At 60.5% G+C, this 19,038-nt stretch carries 12 protein-coding genes and 3 pseudogenes; 7 read left to right on the forward strand and 8 right to left on the reverse strand.

Annotated elements, in window-relative coordinates; translation table 11 throughout:
• Nucleotides 1-15: 15 nt before the first annotated feature.
• The 3 genes from SD70_RS18180 (at nt 16) to SD70_RS18190 (ending at nt 4,490) form a co-directional block, all read left to right on the forward strand.
• Nucleotides 16-1,671 (forward strand): UDP-glucose--hexose-1-phosphate uridylyltransferase, encoded by a 1,656-nt coding sequence (locus tag SD70_RS18180; RefSeq protein WP_082053462.1) that lies wholly within the window; start codon nt 16-18, stop codon nt 1,669-1,671.
• A gap of 584 nt (nt 1,672-2,255) precedes the next feature.
• Nucleotides 2,256-3,449, forward strand: coding sequence for a hypothetical protein (locus SD70_RS18185; protein ID WP_156158085.1), 1,194 nt, complete (start codon nt 2,256-2,258; stop codon nt 3,447-3,449).
• Between the two features lie 138 nt (nt 3,450-3,587).
• A complete protein-coding gene (locus SD70_RS18190) occupies nt 3,588-4,490 on the forward strand; it encodes a DMT family transporter (RefSeq protein ID WP_041048959.1) in 903 nt (300 codons plus the stop codon).
• A gap of 60 nt (nt 4,491-4,550) precedes the next feature.
• Here the strand turns inward: SD70_RS18190 and SD70_RS18195 are convergent, their stop codons facing one another.
• Both SD70_RS18195 and SD70_RS18200 read right to left on the reverse strand, forming a co-directional pair.
• Nucleotides 4,551-5,510, reverse strand: a complete 960-nt coding sequence (locus SD70_RS18195) for an ABC transporter permease subunit (protein WP_041048960.1) — start codon at nt 5,508-5,510, stop codon at nt 4,551-4,553.
• 3 nt (nt 5,511-5,513) lie between these two features.
• Complete coding sequence (locus SD70_RS18200) at nt 5,514-6,581, reverse strand: ABC transporter permease subunit (RefSeq protein WP_041048961.1); 1,068 nt, start codon at nt 6,579-6,581, stop codon at nt 5,514-5,516.
• A gap of 219 nt (nt 6,582-6,800) precedes the next feature.
• Between SD70_RS18200 and SD70_RS18205 the strand changes: the two genes are divergently transcribed.
• From SD70_RS18205 to SD70_RS18220, 4 genes and pseudogenes are all read left to right on the forward strand, one after another.
• Nucleotides 6,801-7,652 (forward strand): carbon-nitrogen hydrolase family protein, encoded by an 852-nt coding sequence (locus SD70_RS18205; RefSeq protein WP_041048962.1) that lies wholly within the window; start codon nt 6,801-6,803, stop codon nt 7,650-7,652.
• Between the two features lie 49 nt (nt 7,653-7,701).
• Nucleotides 7,702-8,354, forward strand: a pseudogene (locus SD70_RS18210) (GNAT family N-acetyltransferase).
• Between the two features lie 66 nt (nt 8,355-8,420).
• A pseudogene (locus SD70_RS18215) lies at nt 8,421-9,091 on the forward strand (GNAT family N-acetyltransferase).
• Between the two features lie 129 nt (nt 9,092-9,220).
• Complete coding sequence (locus SD70_RS18220; protein WP_052487596.1) at nt 9,221-10,138, forward strand: GNAT family N-acetyltransferase; 918 nt, start codon at nt 9,221-9,223, stop codon at nt 10,136-10,138.
• A gap of 848 nt (nt 10,139-10,986) precedes the next feature.
• Here the strand turns inward: SD70_RS18220 and SD70_RS18225 are convergent.
• The 6 genes and pseudogenes from SD70_RS18225 to SD70_RS18250 all read right to left on the reverse strand — a co-directional run bounded on the left by SD70_RS18225 (nt 10,987) and on the right by SD70_RS18250 (nt 18,905).
• Entirely contained in the window at nt 10,987-11,169 is a 183-nt protein-coding gene (locus SD70_RS18225; RefSeq protein WP_041048963.1) for a hypothetical protein, read from the reverse strand.
• Between the two features lie 166 nt (nt 11,170-11,335).
• The gene (locus SD70_RS18230) at nt 11,336-11,854 is read right to left on the reverse strand and encodes an SRPBCC family protein (RefSeq protein WP_041048964.1); all 519 of its coding nucleotides are present in this window, start codon (nt 11,852-11,854) and stop codon (nt 11,336-11,338) included.
• Between the two features lie 76 nt (nt 11,855-11,930).
• Nucleotides 11,931-12,398, reverse strand: a complete 468-nt coding sequence (locus SD70_RS18235) for an HIT family protein (protein WP_041048966.1) — start codon at nt 12,396-12,398, stop codon at nt 11,931-11,933.
• A 212-nt stretch (nt 12,399-12,610) separates the two neighbouring features.
• Nucleotides 12,611-13,531, reverse strand: a pseudogene (locus SD70_RS38265) (phosphotransferase).
• Between the two features lie 101 nt (nt 13,532-13,632).
• Complete coding sequence (locus SD70_RS18245; protein ID WP_231571291.1) at nt 13,633-16,917, reverse strand: SNF2-related protein; 3,285 nt, start codon at nt 16,915-16,917, stop codon at nt 13,633-13,635.
• 368 nt (nt 16,918-17,285) lie between these two features.
• Nucleotides 17,286-18,905, reverse strand: coding sequence for an SWIM zinc finger family protein (locus SD70_RS18250; protein ID WP_041048968.1), 1,620 nt, complete (start codon nt 18,903-18,905; stop codon nt 17,286-17,288).
• Between the last annotated feature and the right edge of the window lie 133 nt (nt 18,906-19,038).

The following is a 19,038-nucleotide window of genomic DNA, read 5'->3' on the forward strand; positions in this document are numbered from 1 at the left end:
GGAGAGAGGCTTTCAATGGTACGAAACGATGCAGAAGTGAATAGAGAGAAGGCGGGGCTCGCGATCGAGCGCCTGCTGCGATTCGGAGAACAGCGCGGCTTGATCGGCGCGCTGGATGTCATTCCGGTGCGCAATGTGCTGCTCGATCTGTTCGGTTTGGTGGAGCCCTACTCCGGCAGCGTGCCTGCCGAGCAGCTCGACAGCCCGGTGGAGCCGCTGCTGGAGCTGCTTGACGCGGCAGTCGGTACGCCGCTGCTGCCGGACGATACGACGACGTACCGCGATTTGCTCGACGCGCGCATTATGGGGCTGCTCATGCCCCGCCAGTCGGAAGTGGCGGCCCGTTTTTGGCATACGGCGAAGTCGCGTGGCGCCGGGGCGGCGACGGACGACTTTTACCGGCTGTCGATCGATTCGCACTACATTATGATGGACCGGGTGCGGCGCAATCAGTACTGGCTCGCGTCGACGGCATACGGCGATCTGGAAATTACGGTGAACTTGTCGAAGCCGGAAAAGGACCCGAAGGAGATCGCCCTGCTCAAAAATGTGCAGTCGAGCCGGTACCCGAAATGCCTGCTATGCCTCGAAAACGTCGGCTACGCAGGGCGGCTGAACCATCCGGCGCGGCAAAACCACCGCGTCATCCCGCTCGAGCTGGACGGCGACACGTGGTATTTGCAGTACTCGCCTTACGTGTACTATAACGAGCATTGCATTGTTTTCTGCGAGCGGCATGTGCCGATGCGAACGACGCCGGAGACGTTCCGCAGGCTGCTCGATTTCGCCGGGCAGTTTCCGCATTATTTTGTCGGGTCGAATGCCGATTTGCCGATTGTGGGCGGGTCGATTCTCGATCATGACCATTTTCAGGGCGGACGGCACGTGTTTCCGATGGAGAAGGCGCCGGTGGAGACGGTGCTGTCGCATCCGGACTATCCGGGGGTGAAGGCAGGAATCGTGAAGTGGCCGATGTCGGTGCTGCGGCTGTCGAGCCATGACAAGGATAGTTTGCTGCGGCTGGCAACGGCGGTGCTGGAAGCCTGGAAGGGCTACAGCGACGCGGAGGCCGAGGTGCTTGCGTACAGCCCGGCAGCGGGCGAAAGCGGAGCGGCGGCGAGCGGCGGAGTGCCGCACAACACGATTACTCCGATCGCGCGCCATAACGCCCAAGGCGAGCTGGAGCTCGACTTGGTGTTGCGCAACAACCGGACAAGCGAGGAGCACCCGGACGGCATTTTCCATCCGCACCGGGAGCTGCATCACATCAAGAAGGAAAACATCGGCTTGATCGAGGTGATGGGCCTTGCGGTGCTGCCCGGCCGGCTGAAAGGCGAGCTCGAAGCCATTGCGGCAATTTTGACGGGGGCGGTTCCGGAAGTTGCGGAAGCGGCCGACGCGTTGAAGGAAACGGCGGCGTCGCCACAGGAAGGCATTGTGGCCGGCCTTATGCGCGATACGGCTCATCCGCTCCATAAGCACGCGGCTTGGGTCGGCGAGCTGATAGCGCGTTACGGAACAAAGCTGTCGGCGGCTGAGGCCGAGGCTGCGCTGCAGCAGGAGGTCGGCGCCAAGTTTTTGAACGTGCTCGAGCATGCTGGCGTCTACAAACGCGACGAGCGCGGCCAAGCGGCGTTCCGCCGCTTTGCGGCCTCGGTCGGGTTGGTGTGAGGAGCGGGACGCCGAGGATGGCGGTTGCGGTAGGGGTTCCGCCATTTGGTGGGCACTGAGGCAATCCCGGCGCTATGTTGGTGAGATCCGATTATAAGGGCAGTTTTGGCTGTTGCGTGGCGTTGTTTTGGCTACGCGATCGTTCTAAAGGTAAAGTGGAGTGAGACGTTAATTGCAAAATGTGCATTTCATAATGACGATTTCACCAAAATCCAGATGTAAGATGTATGTACACATGATTTTGGCGAAATGACCTCATTTGGGCGGATTGGCTTGTAAAACATGTATGTTTTACATTTGGTTCGATGTATCTCGCTGATTTTCCCTCAAATACATGCACGTTTTGCATTTAGCTTGTTTGCCGCATTCTAACTCAGACTTTTCTAACTCTTGATATCCGCAGTGAAGCGACAAGCTCTAATGCGCCCTTACTGCAACTGCGCGGAGTTGATTGCCGCTGCGAGAGCCGAGAATGGCCCCACAGTTTGCAAGGCCAACAAGCGGCAAGTTCGGCCTACAAGCATTGTTTGCGAGACATCGGCAGTTGGCCGCTGCATACAGCAGCCAGCCGCCGGTGTCTGTTGTTGTTTTCTGGGAAGGAGGAAGGAGGCGTGCGCTTGCGGCAATTCGACATCTACGCGTTTGCGGACTATTCCGGGGCGGCGAGTGAGAGAGAGCAGCGAAAGCATATTGCCTGGTGTGTCGGACGTGCCGGCGGCGAGGCGGAGGAGCCCGCGACGACAAGCTATACCCGTGAAGAGCTGGTCGTTGCAACGCTGCTGTTGTTGGGCAAAGCGACGGCTGCCGGGGAGCGGGTTATATTCGGCTTTGATCACAATTACGGCCTGCCGGACGGTTTGTACGAGGCGGCCACGGGAGCCAGCCTGCAGGATTGGCGGCAGCAGCTGGCGTGGCTTGCCGAAGGGCTCATGAAAAGCAGGGCTGCCGCACACCGCGCAGCGCAGCATGGCAAGGACGATGGCGGTCGCACCGTGCAGCTTTTGCCCTCGATGGAGGAGGAGCCCCGGCCGCGAGAATGGGCGGCAAGGGTGAACGCGATGATTGCCGAACGGCTTGGGACGGAGACAGGCCCGTTTTGGGGGCCGCATTTTACGCCGAGCCGCCGCCTGTTCCCGTTCGCGGATACGCCGCTCCGGTTGCCCGAACGCCGCGTGACGGAAACGCGCCGACCCGGCATGAAGTCGGCGTACCAGCTCGGCGGCGCCGGCTCGGTCGGCCTGCAGTCGCTATTCGGGATGGCCCGGCTGCACGAGCTGCTGCGCCGCTGCAATGCCGCCGGCATCCCGCTGCACTGCTGGCCGTTCGACGGCTGGACGCCGCCGCCGGACAAACACGTGATGGTCGAGGTGTACCCGACCATCTACCTCGCACCCACGCTATCCGCACCGCCGGCCGCCACGCCTACCGCCGGCGCAGGGTTCACCGCGGCCGTCACTGGCGCAGGCACATTCGCTGCCCGCGCGCCTTCGGGCGCCGGGGCTCTCGCCGGCGCCGCACCGGCCGCGCCCACGCCTACCGCTCGGCCGAACGCCACGCCAACCGCCGGCGACGTTACAACCGCCGCGGCCGCTCCCGCCCTCGGCCCGGCCGGACGCCAGCGCCGCACCGACGCCGGCGACGCCGCCGCGTGCGTGCGCTGGGCCCGCGAGCAAGACCGCCTCGGGCGGCTCGGCGTCTGGCTCGCGGAGCCGCCCGGCCTTACGCCCGAGCAGCGCCGCCGTGTCGCGCTCGAAGGCTGGGTGCTCGGCGTGCGCTAAAACGAACCCCTATAGCCATACAGCAACAACCAATCCCGGTCTGGACACATCTCTCTGGCGGGAGTATGATGCAGGAGAAGGTTTTGTCTAATTCGCCTCACTTTAGCATCATACATAAGAAAGAAGGCATGAGCCGCCGTGAGGTCCTACTTGCTTTTGCTTCTTTGCGTAACGCTATGGGGCGCCAATTTCGTTTTCGGCTCGATTCTTGTCCGGGAATTCCCGGCTCTGCACGTATCCGCTTACCGTCTGACGCTGACGACGCTGTTCCTGCTTGCGTATGCCGCCGCCACCCGCCGCTTCTCCAAAGTGACCTGGCGCGACATCGCATATTTAATTCCGCTCGTCCTCATCGGCACGCTGCTTAACCAGGTTTCCTTTTTCACCGGGCTGTTGACGACGGACGCGACGACAGCGGCGCTGATCCTGTCGCTCGCGCCCATCTTTACTTCGATACTCGCCCGCGTGTTCCTCAAGGAGCCGTTTACGGCCCGTATGGCTGTCGGCTCCGTTTTGGCGCTGTTCGGCGTATTTTTCGTCGTCGGCCATGGCGGAGCCGGGCTGCGCATGACCGCTGGCATCTGGCTCATGTTTGCGGCAATGATCACGTTCTCGCTCTCTATCATCCTGATGCGCAAGCTGACCGAGCGCCTCGACGCCTTTGCGGCGACGCTGTACTCGACCATTCTGGGCTTCGCCGCCGTGTATCCGGTCGCGGTATGGCGCGAGCGGCACGTCGACTTTCACCCGCATTGGTGGGCGTGGGCGCTGCTTTTCGGATCGGCGCTGCTCATCCAATGCATGTGCTCGCTCATTTGGAATGGAGAGCTTCGCAAGGTAGGCGCGGCGAAAGCGTCCATTTTTCTCAATTTGCAGCCGTTCGTCGCCATGGTGTTCGGATTCGTCATGCTCGGAACGCCGATTACGTGGACGCAGGTGATCGGCTCCGTGCTCATCGTCGGCGGCGTCGTCCTGGCGACATGGCAAGGGCTGCCCGCGCCGAAGCTCAAAACCGCCGCGCAGCGCACCGAGGCGCCCTAATCTGCCGCATCGTCAAAATGGCTCCTTCCCCGCCTGGGGGAAGGAGCCATTTTCGCTTCATTACCGAACCGTCGCCGTGCCGCCGTACCGCTTCTTCAACTGGGCGATCCAGAACTGCAGCGCCAAAATGACGGCCGCGAAGCAGGTGCCGGAGCTGATAATGATCCATGGATACAGCCTGATGTAGGTGGAACCGTACGCGATCAGCGCCGTCCACTCGCCGGTTGTGGTGATCGGAATGAAGTAATCGACAAAGAGATCCCACTCCAGCGTTTCCGAGCCGCCGATGCAAATGTGGAACACAGCAAGCTGGCCGATCAGGAACAGCACCTGGACGAACTCGGTCAGGAACAAGAACATGAGCTCAAGCCGCATGCCGGGCATGAGATGCCTGCGCATCGTGTGCAGTACGCCGCCGCCCATTAGGCGGGATGCCTCGACGTAAAGCTTCTCGTTGTAATATTTGGCGCGCTGCGCGATCTGGTAAGCCAAAGGGAAAATGCCGAGAAACGCAATCATCGCAAAATAAAGCACCGTAAACGTGAGCAAATGCTGCGGGTTGGCTTTGGCACCGAAGTTGAGCCGCAGGCCGAAATACATGCCGTACAGCGGCGGAAACAGAAACAGGAACGCCGGGACGGCGGAAATAACCCACTGCAACGTGCGCAGCGCGCCTGAGGTACGTCCCGTAACGCCGCTCCATAGCCCCCACGGCAGGGCAAAACAGAAGCGCAGCAGCGTCAGCGCAAGGGCGGTGCCCATCGTGTACTTGAAGCCGTTCAGCAGCAGCGACAGCATGTCGAAGCCGCGGTGGTCGGAGCCGAATATGAATTTGGTCCCGGGCGGGAACGGCGGCTTTTCGTATTTGAGCTTGCCGTCTACGGTGGTCGGTATGAGATTGATTTTGTCCTGCTGGCTGATGCCGTGCGGCTTTAGCCAGCCGCCGAAGACGGCGACAAGCAGCAGTAAGGCGATGATCGCCCAGGAGGCGTAATAGCTTTTGGTGGCGCGGGGTTTCATCGGTCAGGCGGCCTCCTTCGTGCTGATGACGAACGTGCGCCGCAGCAGCGCATACAAGCCGTGGAACGCGATGGCGATCGCGGCGAGGATGGCGCAAGTGACCGGCATGGCGCTGACGTTCTGGAAAGTCGGATTGACGATATAGCCGCCAAGCCCCATTATGTTGCAGATCGCTTCCGCGACGCCCATGCTGGCCAAGGCGAGCGTCGTCGCTTTCGGGAGTGCCGTGAGCAAATCCTCCAGCACGTTGCGCAGCACGTGGTTCAGCAGCACCTCGCGCCGCGACAGCCCTTTGGCCATCGCCGTTATGACGTAGTCCTGGGCGAGCTCGCGCTGAAAAGCTAGCCGCATCGTTCCGTACAGCAGCACGCCGGGCACGAGCGCGATCGTCAGGAAAGGAATGAGGAACGGCACCTCCTTGCCGATCTGCACGATCAGAATAAGCCGCTTGTCGGTGAACTTGCTGATGTAGATGGCGGCCAGCTGAATGAGCACGATGAGGAAAAAATCGGGCAGCGCGATCAGCAGCGAATGGACGCCGTCCATCGTTTCCCCGAGCCGTCGCCAGAGCGAGGAGGCGAACGACATGCCCACCCCGAGCACGACCGCAAGCAACAGGCCCGGCACGAAATAGGCGGAGGTGCGGACGAGCATTGCCTTCAGCTCTTGCTTGACCGGAATATCTTTGTTGATGGATGTGTTGCGGATCATGCCGAGATCGCCGCGCAGGTAGCCGCTGAGCTCATCTTTTAAAGTAAAGGTGTAGTGCTGCCACGAAATCGTCGGCTCGATCGGAACGGCATTTACGCGATAAATGCCTTGAATGCGGACGAGCTGGCTGGCATACGCCTGCGTTCGCCCGTAAGGCACCGATAAGATGCCTGATTTCGGATCGACGACAGTGACGTCCGGCAGCTTGGAAAGAGCTGCATTCCAATCGATAGACGGGCTGGCGATGGCCCGCAGCTTGTCCGGCGCTTCATTCAGGAACAAGGTGCCGATGTTGCTCAGGAGGAAAATGCCGACAATCGTCAGAACCCCGAGCAGTGTCCATTTCAGGAAAGCTTTCACCTGTAATCCTCTCCTATGGTGTTTTGACCGTTGGTAGTTTACTAATTTCATAGTGTAGCATCGGATGGTTGAAATTACCATTACAAAATTCGAGCCGGATAACGCTTTCATTGTAACAATGGAAAAGGGTAAGCTGCTCCTGCTCGGCCGATTGCGGCGAACGGGTTTTTGCCGGCGCCTATTTATGATATGGTGTTAGCAGAAAGGAGTGGGTTATGAATGAGAGTAGCAGCCGTACAGTATCATTTGCACACGATCCGCAGCTTCGAGGAGTTCGCTGCGCGCGTGGATCATTACGTGAAAACGGCGGCAGAGTTCGAAGCCGATTTCGTGCTGTTCCCCGAGCTGTTCACGACGCAGCTGTTGTCCATTGGGGACGAATCCGGACGGGCGCTGCCGATTGAAGCGCTGCCGGGCTTTACGCCGAAATATATGGACCTGTTCGCAGGGCTCGCCCGCGAGACGGGGATGCATCTTATCGGCGGCACGCACATTATCGAAGACGCGGGACGGTTATATAATGTTGCGTATTTGTTTTATCCGGACGGGCGGATCGGCGAGCAGCGCAAGCTGCACATAACGCCCACCGAAGTAAAGGAATGGCGGATGGCGGCGGGCAGCGGCCTGCAGGTGTTCGATACGGACAAGGGGCGGATTGCGCTGCTGATCTGCTACGACATCGAGTTTCCGGAAATTGTGCGGATGGCGAAGGCGCGCGGGGTGGACGTCATTTTCTGCCCGTCGTGCACCGACGACCGTCACGGCTTTCACCGGGTGCGCTATTCGTGCCATGCACGGACGATCGAGAACCAGGTGTACGTCGTCACGACCGGGACGGTCGGCTCGCTGCCGACGGTCGATTTTATGCGCGGCAACTTCGGACAAGCGGCGGTGCTGACGCCGAACGACGTGCCGTTCCCGCCGGGGGGCGTGCTCGCGGCCGGGGAAATCAACGACGATATGATCATCGTGGCGGACCTCAACCTGGAACTGCTGTACAAAGTGCGGGAAAAAGGCTCGGTCACGACGTGGCGCGACCGCCGCACCGATCTGTACCCGGACTGGGCGTAGCGAGGGGGCGGACAGCGTGACAGGCGTTGGCGGTTACTTCAAAAAGCTTATGGCGTTCGAGGACGGCCGCCCCGTGCCGGGCGGTATGGCGCGGACGACTTCGACGCCTTGATCGACGTGCAGCGGGAGGCGTTCCCGCCTCCGTTTCCAGCGGAGCTGTGGTGGAACCGGGAGCAGCTGGAGAACCATGTGCGGCTGTTTCCGGAAGGGGCGCTGTGCGCAGAAGTGGACGGAGTCGGCGTCGTCGGCTCGATGACTGGGCTGAGGGTGGCGTTCGATCCGTCGCATCCGATACATACGTGGGAGGAAATTACGGATTCCGGCTACATCCGGAATCACGATCCGAACGGCAACACGCTGTATGTCGTCGACATTTGCGTCAAACCGGCGTACCGTAAGCTGGGCCTGGGCAAGTGGCTCATGCAGTCGATGTACGAAGTCGTCGTGCAGCTCGGACTGGAGCGGCTGCTCGGCGGCGGGCGTTTGCCGGGGTACCACAGCGTGGCGGACGAGCTGACGGCGGAGCAGTATGTGGAGCGGGTGCTGACCGGGGAGCTGCGCGATCCGGTGCTGACGTTCCTGCTGCGCTGCGGCCGGCTGCCGATTGCCGTCGTACCCGGCTACTTGGAGGACGAGGAATCGCACGGTTATGCCGCTCTGATGGAGTGGCGCAATCCGTTCTTGCCGGCCGGGGGCGAGTGAGCGGGCCGGCAGGAAAAGGTGCGGTTGGGTGTTGACAGACAAGCTGATAAGGAAAGGGAGATCGAAATGGATTACATACGTATTACAAGCATTGACGACCCGCGCTTCGCGGCTATGCACAAGCTGATGCAGAACGTGTTTCCGGCTGAAGAGGTGCTGGCGTTCGAGCTGTGGAAAGAGCCGCTGGAGGATCCGGGCATCCGCGTATTCGTCGCCGAGCATGAAGGAGAAATCGTCGGCGCTACGGAATACCGCGTGTACGACGATTTTCGCGTGGCGATGACGGACTTTACGATTATCGGACGGCCGGGGCTCGGCATCGGCCGTTTCCTGGCGCAGCGCCGGTTGGCCGACATCGCGGCCGTGGCCCGGGGCGCCGGAGTGGAGCTTATCGGTATGTTCGCCGAAATTTACGACCCGTATCGCGTTCAGGACCATGCCTTTGGCGGCATCAAGCCGATGGATCCTTACGTGCGCCGCGAGGTGCTGTCGCATCTTGCTACCGCCGGCTGGACTTCGCCTATGTGCACCCGTCCTGGCAAGGGGACGGCGAGGCGGTCGGCGAGCTGGACCTGTGCTTCCTGTCTTTTGACGAAAGCTTGGAACAGCTGCCCGCCAGCCTAGTCGCCGCCTTCCTCCGCCGCTATTACGCCGTGCTGCCGAACAAGCCGGAGGCGTGGGAACGAATGGTGGCGAATGTGGAAAGCCGCGATACGTTGAAGCTGCTGCCGATTTGACCGTCTACTTGTACGCACGTCCCGGGGGGACTTCACCGGCAACGCTGCTTGGGCCGGGGGAAAATCCATTGCCAACGGAAAAATCCATAGGAATCCGAAGCTCCGCGCTGTAAGCTGAAGTCAAAACGATTGCAGAGCGAGGGATTCGTCATCGATAACGATATACTAAGCGGCATAATGCCGAGACAAGGGCTGAGCCGGCATGAGCTGGACGCAATCCGCGGGCTTGCGGAAATTTGCGAGCGGCACGACGGCATCAAGCTCAAGCTGAACTGGAGTATGCTGGAGTCGCGCCCGGCCGGAGAAACGAACGACCTGCTGGTTTACGAGCGCGGCCGGCTGGTCGGATTTTGCGGCATCTATGCGTTCCTGTCAACGGAAGCGGAGCTAAGCGGGATGGTGCATCCCGACTATCGGCGCCGCGGCGTTTTCACGCAGCTGGCCGCCAAGGCGGCGCAGTTATGCCGGGAGCGGGGAATGCAGCGGCTCATCTACATTTGTCCGCGCAACTCGGAAGCCGGGCAAAGCTTCCTTCAGCGGCAGAACCTTCCCTATCGCGATTCGGAGTACGCTATGGAGCTGAGCAATGCTTCCGCCGTGCCGCTTTCCGCTGCTTCTCTCCCGTCGGGAGTAACGCTGCGGCAAGGGGGCAAAGATGACCTTAATCAGCTGGCTGAGCTGAACCGAGTCGGGTTCGGGATGTCGCAGGAAGAAGCGACGTCATTAGCCGCGGCAACGCTCACTCCGCTCGAGATACCGTACTTGGCGGAGCGGGACGGGCAGGCGGTCGGGAAGCTGAACGTTTTGTTCAACGATAGCGCCGGCCTCGCGTTTGTTTTCGGCTTTGCCGTGAAGCCGGAGGAGCGGGGGCGCGGCATCGGCCGGGCTATGCTGTCCGGCGTGATCGAACGCATTCGCAAGGAGCGCGGACTGGCGCGCTTCGGGCTTGAAGTGGCGGCGACCAACGAGCGCGCGCTCGGCCTGTATGAGTCGTGCGGCTTCCGCACCGTCAGCGTCATCGACTACTATACGCAGCAGTTGAACTGAAGTCCGTCAACGCAACTGGTAGCGTGCCAGTCGCCCCCGCAATAGCGGGAAAAACTCGCACTGCCCGAGAAAGGCGGAGGATGGGATGTAGGTACGAAGAGCGTAGCGTGCGCCTTTGAACTCGTGTTCCCATCTCGAGGGAACGCGAGTGTGAGTGATGCCGGAGACCCACATCTCCAGTCCGCAGCGCAGCCATTCTTTCTCGGGCAACCTGAAAAAACTACCGTTAAAATAAGCTGGCTGTTACGGCGCGGAGGGATAAACGGGAAAAGCTCCAGCTATAATTCCGACTACTCCCGAAAATACTGGAGGAAAGGGAGATTAACTGGACAATTTCCTGGTAAAAGGTCGCGAACAGGGGCTGAGCCAAAAAGAATGGGAGGTTTTCCAGTTAACCGAAACGTTCTGCGCCGCTGTTCTCGTCAGCTAGAACCCGCCGATGCAAAAAAAGAAGCGAGTGCCGCGGTATACCGCAGCGCTTGCTTCTATTTTGCAAAGTTTGCGACCTCTCATTGCGAGGGGGCCGGCCTTTGATGCAGCGCTCCAGTACAAAGCTTTCGCTCCGGCGGTCCAGTCGGCGATATTTTGCGGGAACTGGGCCCCTAACGCTTAAATCGGCTGTCCAGCGGCCGTTTTGGCCTTTGCAGACCGGCAGCCGACGCCGCCCTATGGACCGCTGCAGACAGGCGTTAAAAGCAACATTTTGACTCGACCTGGCATCTATCCGAGGCTGGCTTTGCCTAGCACGTCGGATGCGAAGGCGAGCCGGATGTCTCCCTCGGTCAATCGTTAACACCCTGCGGCAAACGCTCGCCATTCAAGTCCATGTGCCGGTTGCCCTTACCCGCTTATTCCCCGGCGTCTGCCTTAGCCTCATCGGCTTTGTCGGTTTCCGTCAGAAGCTGAGGGTTTTTGATCAGGTGATGCTCGGCCGCTTCCTCGACGGTATTGTTTACGAACGCCATGTCCTGATTTTGCGGCTCCATGTTCGTAGTGCCGGTATAATTACCGCGGTGCTTGCTGTTTTCCATCGTCCACGTCCTCCTTGCGTACTGTAGTTTCGAGAGGCCTTCCATTCTGCGCGCTAAAGCTGATTCCGCTACGGATATCGCTCAGTCCCCAAGGACGGCATACAGCCGTTCATCCTCGTTGCGTGCGCCTCATTCGGAGAGAGTGCTTTGCTGTAAGCTTTTGTTACTATGCGTCTTGACGTGGAGAATTATTCCTGCTGTTCGAGGCCGTCTTCCGGACCGGAGTCGGAGGGTGGGTGATGCCCGCGGTCAAATAAGCGTTCATGTTGTCCAGCTCCCGGCGGTACATCGAGCGGACGATCGGCGGTGACACGAGCCGTTCGGCCAAGCCCGCAAATCCGGGCTTGCAGGGGAAATCCGTCGTCAGCTTGAGCAGGCACTGCCGCCCGTTCGCGGACGGAGTCAACGTCCAAACGGTCGTCACACCCGCAGCTTCGTCACACTCCCTGACAATCCGACCCGGTTCCGGTTCTGTGACCGTCATCACGAGCGTCTGGCGGGCGCCCATCACGTTCATGCCCAAGCGAAAGACGGTTCCTGCGCCGTTTCCGCCCTGCAGCACCTCAAGCGATTCGAATTGTTTGGGCAAAATGCGGCGGTGCTCTTCCATGTCGATAACGACTTTGTAGACTTCTTGCAGCGGTGCGTCAATCATACGGCTAACGGCAACTTGATAGGTTTTCATATCCGGTTACCTCCCGATTGTTAGGGGTGCTCGGCGTCTTTTATCTATATGCAGGTCGCTCTGGGAAATGGCAGAATTAGCGGTTTTGATTGGCGGCTATCACTTTTTGCAGCTTAGGTCGCAGCTCGTTTATCATCGCTTCAAGCTCGTGATCGCTCGGTCTTACGTTGTCTGCATACATCAGGTTTTTGTCCGTCCACCAGACGGGACCTTTGGGGTTCGGCTCGTCGCTCCGCCTCGGGAATAAATGCCAGTGCAAATGCGCATCTCCGTTTCCAAGCAATTCATAATTTAACTTGACCGGTTTGAAACAGTCGTACACGGCCTCGGCAACCCAGCTCATTTCCAGGAGAAAACGTCGCTTGGTCGCTGAGTCCAAGAAATGAAGCTCCGTTACATGATGCTTACAGATGAACAGCGTGTAGCCTTTGAAGAATTGGTGATCCCCGATTACGGCAAACCCTGTCTCTAATTCGGCTACAAAATATGGATTTTTGTTATCCCTGATCATCGCAATTCTCTCACAGATGAAGCAGTCCCCCATAAAAATCGCCCCTTTTTCCAGTTATTATAAATATCATACAGGTCAGAAGGGGCGGGAGGTATGTGGTTATGGCATTAATTCATGGGTTTTTGTGACCTCTAAGTTTAAAACGCAAAAGCGAAATGAAATCAATCCGAACAGTATGAAAAGCATCCGTTTACAATGAGTTATGCTTCGTGGAAAGGAAGTTTATTTATACGGTTTCAAGAGGATTATTGTTGGAGCGCATTCTCGATACTGTGCCGAGCGGCCTCGACAAGAGCATCGTCGCCCAGGTCATGGCCGTATACAAGGAGCACAAAGGCTGCGAACAAGGCGAAAAAACGGGCAAGCCGCCGCGAGGTATCGTCCGCTTCCCCGTATAAGGCGAAAAACGACTCGCGCGCCTCGGCAGGAATGTAGCTGTATACAATCGACAAATCCAGCGCCGGGTCGCCGATATGGACGTCGCCCCAGTCGATGACTCCGGTCAGCACGCCACGTTCGTCCGCGAGGACGTTGCGGATATGAAGATCCCCGTGAACGAGAGTTTTGGTGCGGCTGCCGATCATGCCTATGTCGGTCCTGATGCTCTCCATCACAGCGTGGACAGGGGTGTCCTCCAGCCACAGCCGGTGCTGCCGGGCCTCTCCCAGCCGCTCGGCCAGCTGGTTGAGCCGTTTGGCCAAGTCCGTCCTGCCGTGCGTATCGTCGGATACCCCGAGAGAACGGGCCTTCTCGACCGGAAAACGGTGCAGCTCGCGCAAAAACCCGGCAATCGCAGGAACAGCCTGAGCCTTGACGGCAGCCGGAACCGGTCCCGGCTATTTGCCGCGCACGAAACTGAACCCGGCGAACGGCCATGGATAATCCGCTGCGGGCGATCCGGAGCAGTACAGCTTCGGAATGTCGAGCGGCATGTCAAGCCCCGCAAGCGCCGGCAAAATCGCGCATTCTCGCTGCAGCAACGCTATAGCGATGTCGCGCCGGGGAAACCGAAAAGCGTAAGCTTCGTTCACAAGATAGACGGTGTTGTCAAAGCCTTCGCCCGCCGTTTCCAGGCGGACCGGAGCGAGCTCCGGGAACTGCTCCGCAATAAGCCGCGCCGCTTGAGCGGAATCGACAACGTGTTCCGGCGTCCATACAGGGTTCATACTGCACACCTCCTAACGCTGGTCCTTTCGTATACATTCCGTGCTCCATCCGCACTTCTTCCGCTGTTATCACGGTCCTCCTCACAATGCTCCTTGCGAGGCTACCATTCCACCCATTCGCGGCGCAGCGCGAACAAATCGCGCAGCTCGTCGGTGGACAGCTCCGTAATCCAGTTCTCGCCGCCGCCGACGATTTGCTGGCTGAGGTCGGCCTTGCGCTCGATCAGTTCGTCGATGCGCTCCTCCAGCGTGCCGAGCGTGACGAATTTGTGCACCTGCACGTGCCGGGTTTGGCCGATGCGGAAGGCGCGGTCGGTCGCCTGATTTTCCACGGCGGGGTTCCACCAGCGGTCAAAATGGAACACATGGTTTGCCGCAGTCAAGTTGAGCCCCGTGCCTCCGGCCTTCAAGGAGAGCAGGAACACCGCGCCCGCCTCCTCGTCCGGCAGCGACTCGTTCTGAAACGCCGCGACCATCCGGTCTCGCGTCGCTTTCGGCGTGCCGCCGTGCAGGAACAGCACCTTCTCGCTAAGCTCCTGCTCCATAATGCGCTGCAGCATGTGGCCGGTTTCCACGAACTGCGTGAACACGAGGCAGCGGTCGCCTTCCTGCCGCAGCTCTTGCACCATTTCGAGCAGCCGTTCGACTTTGTTCGAGCGGTTTCGCCACGGCGCCGAAGCCGGCTCCCGCAGCAGCAGCGACGGATGGTTGCACAGCTGCTTCAGCCTGGTCAGCGCGGACAAGATTAGACCGCGGCGCTCCATCAGCGGCAGCTTGTCGATGCGCTCGAACATGTCGCGGATGAAGTTTTCGTACAGTGATCCTTGCTCTGCCGTCAGGGAGATGAACGTTTTGGACTCGTTCTTCTCCGGCAGATCGAGCTGGATCGCCGGGTCTTTCTTCAACCGCCGCAGCAGGAACGGCCGGATCAGCTTCTGCATCTGCCGCATCAGCTCGGAGTCGCGCGTCTTCTCGATGGCTGTCACGTAACGATGCGTGAATTCGCGGATCGAGCCGAGGTACCCCGGGTTGATAAAATCGAATATCGACCACAGCTCGGTCAGCCGATTTTCGATCGGAGTGCCGGTCAGCGCGATACGGTGGTAGCCGGACAGGCGGCGAATGGCGGACGCCTGCTTCGTGTAGGCGTTTTTGATGTTTTGCGCTTCGTCAAGGCAGATCGAATTCCACTCCACTTTGGCGAGCTCGGCTTCGTCCAGATGCGACAGCGTATATGAAGTCAGCACGAGGTCGAAATCTTTGACGGCTTCGCGGAAAGCATCGCCCTTAATGCGCTGCGGGCCGTAGTGGAGATACACCCGAAGCGACGGCGCGAAGCGCTTCAGCTCCATCTGCCAGTTACCGAGCACGGACGTCGGGCAGATGAGGAGAGAAGGCTCGGGGGGATTTTCGTTTTCCTTGACGTGAAGCAGGTAGGAGATCCATTGGATCGTTTTGCCGAGCCCCATGTCGTCCGCCAGACAGCCCCCCAGGCCGAAGCGGCGCAGGAACAGGAGCCAGGACGCGCCCTCGGCCTGGTAATGGCGGAGCGTGCCGCGGAACGATGCGGACGGCTCGAACTGCGGAATGTCCATTGCGCTCGTCAGCTGGCTGGCCATGTGGCGCAGCTGATCGTTCAGCTCCACCTCGAGCAGCAGCTGCCGGTTCCAATCTTCGTCCGCCTCCAGCTCGGCATTCGGGATGGCGGCCGTCTGGCCGCCGGCAAAATGGAGCGCCAGCGCCTCGCGCAGCGACAGCCCGTTCTTTTTGCGGGCTTGTGCCAGCACCTGTTCCAGCTGCGCCAGCGTAGCGGCGTCAAGCTGTATCCATTGGCCGCGAATGCGGACGAGCTGCCTTTTCTCGGCAAGCAGCTGGCGGAATTCCGCTTCGCTCAACTCCAGGTCGCCGACGGCGAGCTTCCAGTCGAACTCCATAATTTGCTGCAGGCCGAACATCGACTCCCCGCCGGTGCCGACCGACGACCGCAGCTTCGCCTTCAGGCGCGGCCGCTGCTTGCGCAGCCGGTCCCACCACGCCGGGAGAAATACGGCACAGCCGGCTTCGGCAAGGCGCACGCTCGCTTCGGCGAGGAAGCGCCACGCCTCCTCCGAGGTGAGCTCGGAACGCAGCGCGGCCGACACGTCCGGCCCGCCGCCGGGGCGGGCGGGCGGCGCCGATTTGAGGGCGACAGCGTTGGAGCTTTTGGCGTCGGGAGCGGCTGCTGCCAATTTGTCGGGGCCGGTGGCGTCCCCGGTAGCAGTTTCGGCTGCTGTGGAATGCTCGGCCGCGCCGGTCACATCCTGAGCGGCGGCATCGCCGGTGGCCGATTCGCCTTCCAGGGTATGGTCGAAGGCCTTAGCGGCACCCACGGCGGTTGATATATTCTCTGTTGAAATGGCGGCATCGCGAGCGGCGTTCTCGGCGACGCTTTCGCCTCCTTTGTAACGATCAGTAGCGCCGGTGCCATCCTCAGCACCTACGATGGTTCCGTCGGCATTCTCCGTTGCGTTAGCCGGGGTCCCGGCGCTTGCCGTTTTACCGCCGTCAGCTCGGTCGGCGCCAAGCCACGGCACAAGCCGCACCATCTTCGCAACATCGCGGCGGATGCGCCCCAGCTCCGGCAGCCATGCCTCCGGCAGCGGCGGTTCGTCCGGCGCCGGGTTGCCGTCCGCATCCGTAACGGTGCGGAGCACGTCTTTGCGCTCGCGGTCCTGCAGCACGAGCCGAAGCTGCCAGACGTAGCCATCCAGCGGCTCGACGAGCTGCAGGCACGTGCGGAACGGCGAAGGGTCGCGCTGCCAGCCGATGGCGACAAGCCAGTCCTCCTCATCCAGCCACAGCTCCTCCGGCGGGAGTTCCCCGCGCCGCATCGCGGGAAACGCTGCCTCGAGCCGGCGCAGGGTGGCCTTCTGCGCGCCGTCCTCGTCGACCCAGGACGGCACGAGCGCGTCCAGCCAGCGCTTTACCTCCGGTGTCACGAGGGGCCGCACGTCTTCGTCCAGCTCCAGCTTCCAGCCGATCTCGCCAGTCCGCCATTTGGCGTAATCCGGCATGAAACGGCCCTCGGTCAGAGCGCGCCGCACCGGATGCGCCAGCTGCCGCAGCGCCGCCGCCTCCCGGCTCCAGCCGATCGAAGCGTGCTGCGCAGGCGCCGGCTCGGCAAAATAGTCGAGCGCTTCAACCGCCGGCAGCTCCACGCCTTCCTTGCCCTGCCATTCGGCCGTTTCCACAAATGTGCCGTAGAACGAAGGTGCATGCCACGCGAACAGCAGGTGCTTCAGTTCCATAGCGTCCCAGACTCCGCCCGTACTGCGGGCGCCCCACAGAAAGAGTGAACCTCCCGGCATCCATTCCACATTTACGGTCATCGTCGCAGTATCGATCACGGAACGCATGCCTCCTTTCGGCGAAAAATACCGGCACCTTGGCTAGCCTTCACTGCCGTTACCGGCGACCGTCATGTTACCTGTGCAGCCCGCGCATTTTGCCGTGCATCCCCACAGTCCTATCCGCCAACTGTCGCAGGTGTCTGTATCCGTCACGTCCCCGGTGCTACTATATCAGCGGCCGTCGCGTTACCTGTGCGGCCCGCGCATATTTGCCATGCATCCCCGCAACCATACCCGCCAACTGTCGCAGGTGTCTGTATCCGTCACATTCCCGGTGCTACTATATCAGCGACCGTCGAGTCACTGTTGAAGCCTGCACATGCCGCCCCGCGCGTCCACTTGGCCAGCCCCACACCAGCTTCGCATTACCGTGTGGGCGGCACCGCATATCCGGTCCGCTTCAGCTCTTCCTGAAACGCCCGCAACCGCGCAAACTTCATGGCCAGACGGTGCACATAGCGCTCCCATTCGGCCTCGCGGCCGAGCCGCTTGTAGTAGGCCTGGAGCTTTTTCAGCAGCTTGATGGCGGTTTTGTAGGACGTGCGGTTTTTCTCCAGCACCGCCCGCTCGACGGCTTGCGTATATAGCGGCAACAGCAGCGCAGGGTCGTGCTGCTCAACCGCCTTCAGCTCTGCCGCATACAAGTTGAGAGGCGAAATCCGATTCGAGAGCTGCAGGTCGACCCATTGCCGGTAGCGCTGCGTCTGCAGCAAGTACGCCGTGTAATAATAGTACGAACGCGGCAGCAGCGATTCCATCGTCTCTACCCATTCCGCGTCCGATTCCTGATGCTTCACCGCATCCGTCCAATATTGGCACAGCGTGCGGAAATCGTCGTGCGACGCGGTCGGCATCGCCGGCTTTAACCAGCGCAGCCAGCGCAGCAGCCCTTCCGTATCGCCGGCCTCGTGGGATTCCCGCAAATACAGAAAAAAGTCCCCCGGCCGCATGACGGTCAGCTTCTCCAGACGTTTCGGCAGCTGTCCGCCGTCCGCACCCATAAGCACGTCAAAATGCGCCCTGGCAAGCGTTAGCGCCGTATGCCTGCGAACAGCCGCCCCGCCAGCCCCAGCCTCGGCCGCGAGCCGCTCGTCGAGCCATGCCGCTTCCTCCTCGCGCCATTCCCGAACCGGGATATGCCGCCACAAGTAACGGTATACATACAGCCAATCGACCGGCGATTCTTTGCCGCTTAAAGCCCACTCCCTGAGCAGCGCCAGCGTTTCCCGCCATAGCTTCCGCTCGCCGGCCAGCACTGCGGGCGGCAAATCTTGCATCGTTTCCTTCAGCATCTCCACGCATTGCCCTGCCGTCTGCTTACTGCCCGTCTCGTGATAATAAGATAAATACGAAGCCTTCGTTTCCAAGTAAAAATATTCGATCTTGCGCAGCATGAACAGCACGACATGGAGCCGGTACAGCCGCAGCGGCCCCTCCTCCCAGCCTCCGGCGAACGGCAGCAGCGACTCCCAGGCGGCGTCGCGGAACGACTCGATCGAATATTGATGCGAGACCGAATACCCATAAAACCGCTGCTCGAAAAATCGCTGCCACTCCGCGGCCGGCCCCTTCGGCTCCGGCGGGAGGGCGCGCGATTCCGGCTTCGCCGCTTTGGCCGCTGCCGTTTTCGACAGCCGCGCCCGCTGCAGGGTCGCTTGCTTCAGCTCCGCCAGCAGCAGCTCCGGCCGTCCGTAGGGAGCGTACAAATAAAACACGACCGAGGCGATATGCTCGCACATGTCGTCAAGCGGACAAGAGCATTCGCTGTTTTCGAACGATTCGATGTCCACCGTCACTTCATGCGGCTTCCGGTCGCCATCCAGCACCGAAGCGTAGATGAGCGTGCCGTAGCGCAGCTCGGCCTGCACGATTTTGCCTTTATGGTAATGTTCCCAGCCGCGCTCCAGAACGGCCGCGTCGAAGCGCTTCGGGGCTTGCTGAATCAAATATTGGATGCGGTTTTTCGGGAGCTGCAGCTTCAGCACGCCCGGTTCACCTCCGCTTCGCGCCGCCACGTTCGGCGCGCGAGGCGCAGCCGAAGTTCAGGCGCGGCTAATACGTTTAAGGGAGCCCCCGCGCTGCAAAACAGCACCATCCGCGCGTGTTCCCCGTCACGAA

The sequence above is a fragment of the Gordoniibacillus kamchatkensis genome (assembly GCF_000829455.1).
Lineage (GTDB): Bacteria > Bacillota > Bacilli > Paenibacillales > NBRC-103111 > Gordoniibacillus > Gordoniibacillus kamchatkensis.

Bases quoted from the DNA above. Each gene is read 5' to 3' on its own strand.
- SD70_RS18180 (WP_082053462.1), top strand. From the start codon at position 16: ATGGTACGAAACGATGCAGAAGTGAATAGAGAGAAGGCGGGGCTCGCG.
- SD70_RS18195 (WP_041048960.1), bottom strand. From the start codon at position 5,510: ATGAAACCCCGCGCCACCAAAAGCTATTACGCCTCCTGGGCGATCATC.
- SD70_RS18205 (WP_041048962.1), top strand. From the start codon at position 6,801: ATGAGAGTAGCAGCCGTACAGTATCATTTGCACACGATCCGCAGCTTC.
- SD70_RS18225 (WP_041048963.1), bottom strand. From the start codon at position 11,169: ATGGAAAACAGCAAGCACCGCGGTAATTATACCGGCACTACGAACATG.
- SD70_RS18230 (WP_041048964.1), bottom strand. From the start codon at position 11,854: ATGAAAACCTATCAAGTTGCCGTTAGCCGTATGATTGACGCACCGCTG.
- SD70_RS18235 (WP_041048966.1), bottom strand. From the start codon at position 12,398: ATGGGGGACTGCTTCATCTGTGAGAGAATTGCGATGATCAGGGATAAC.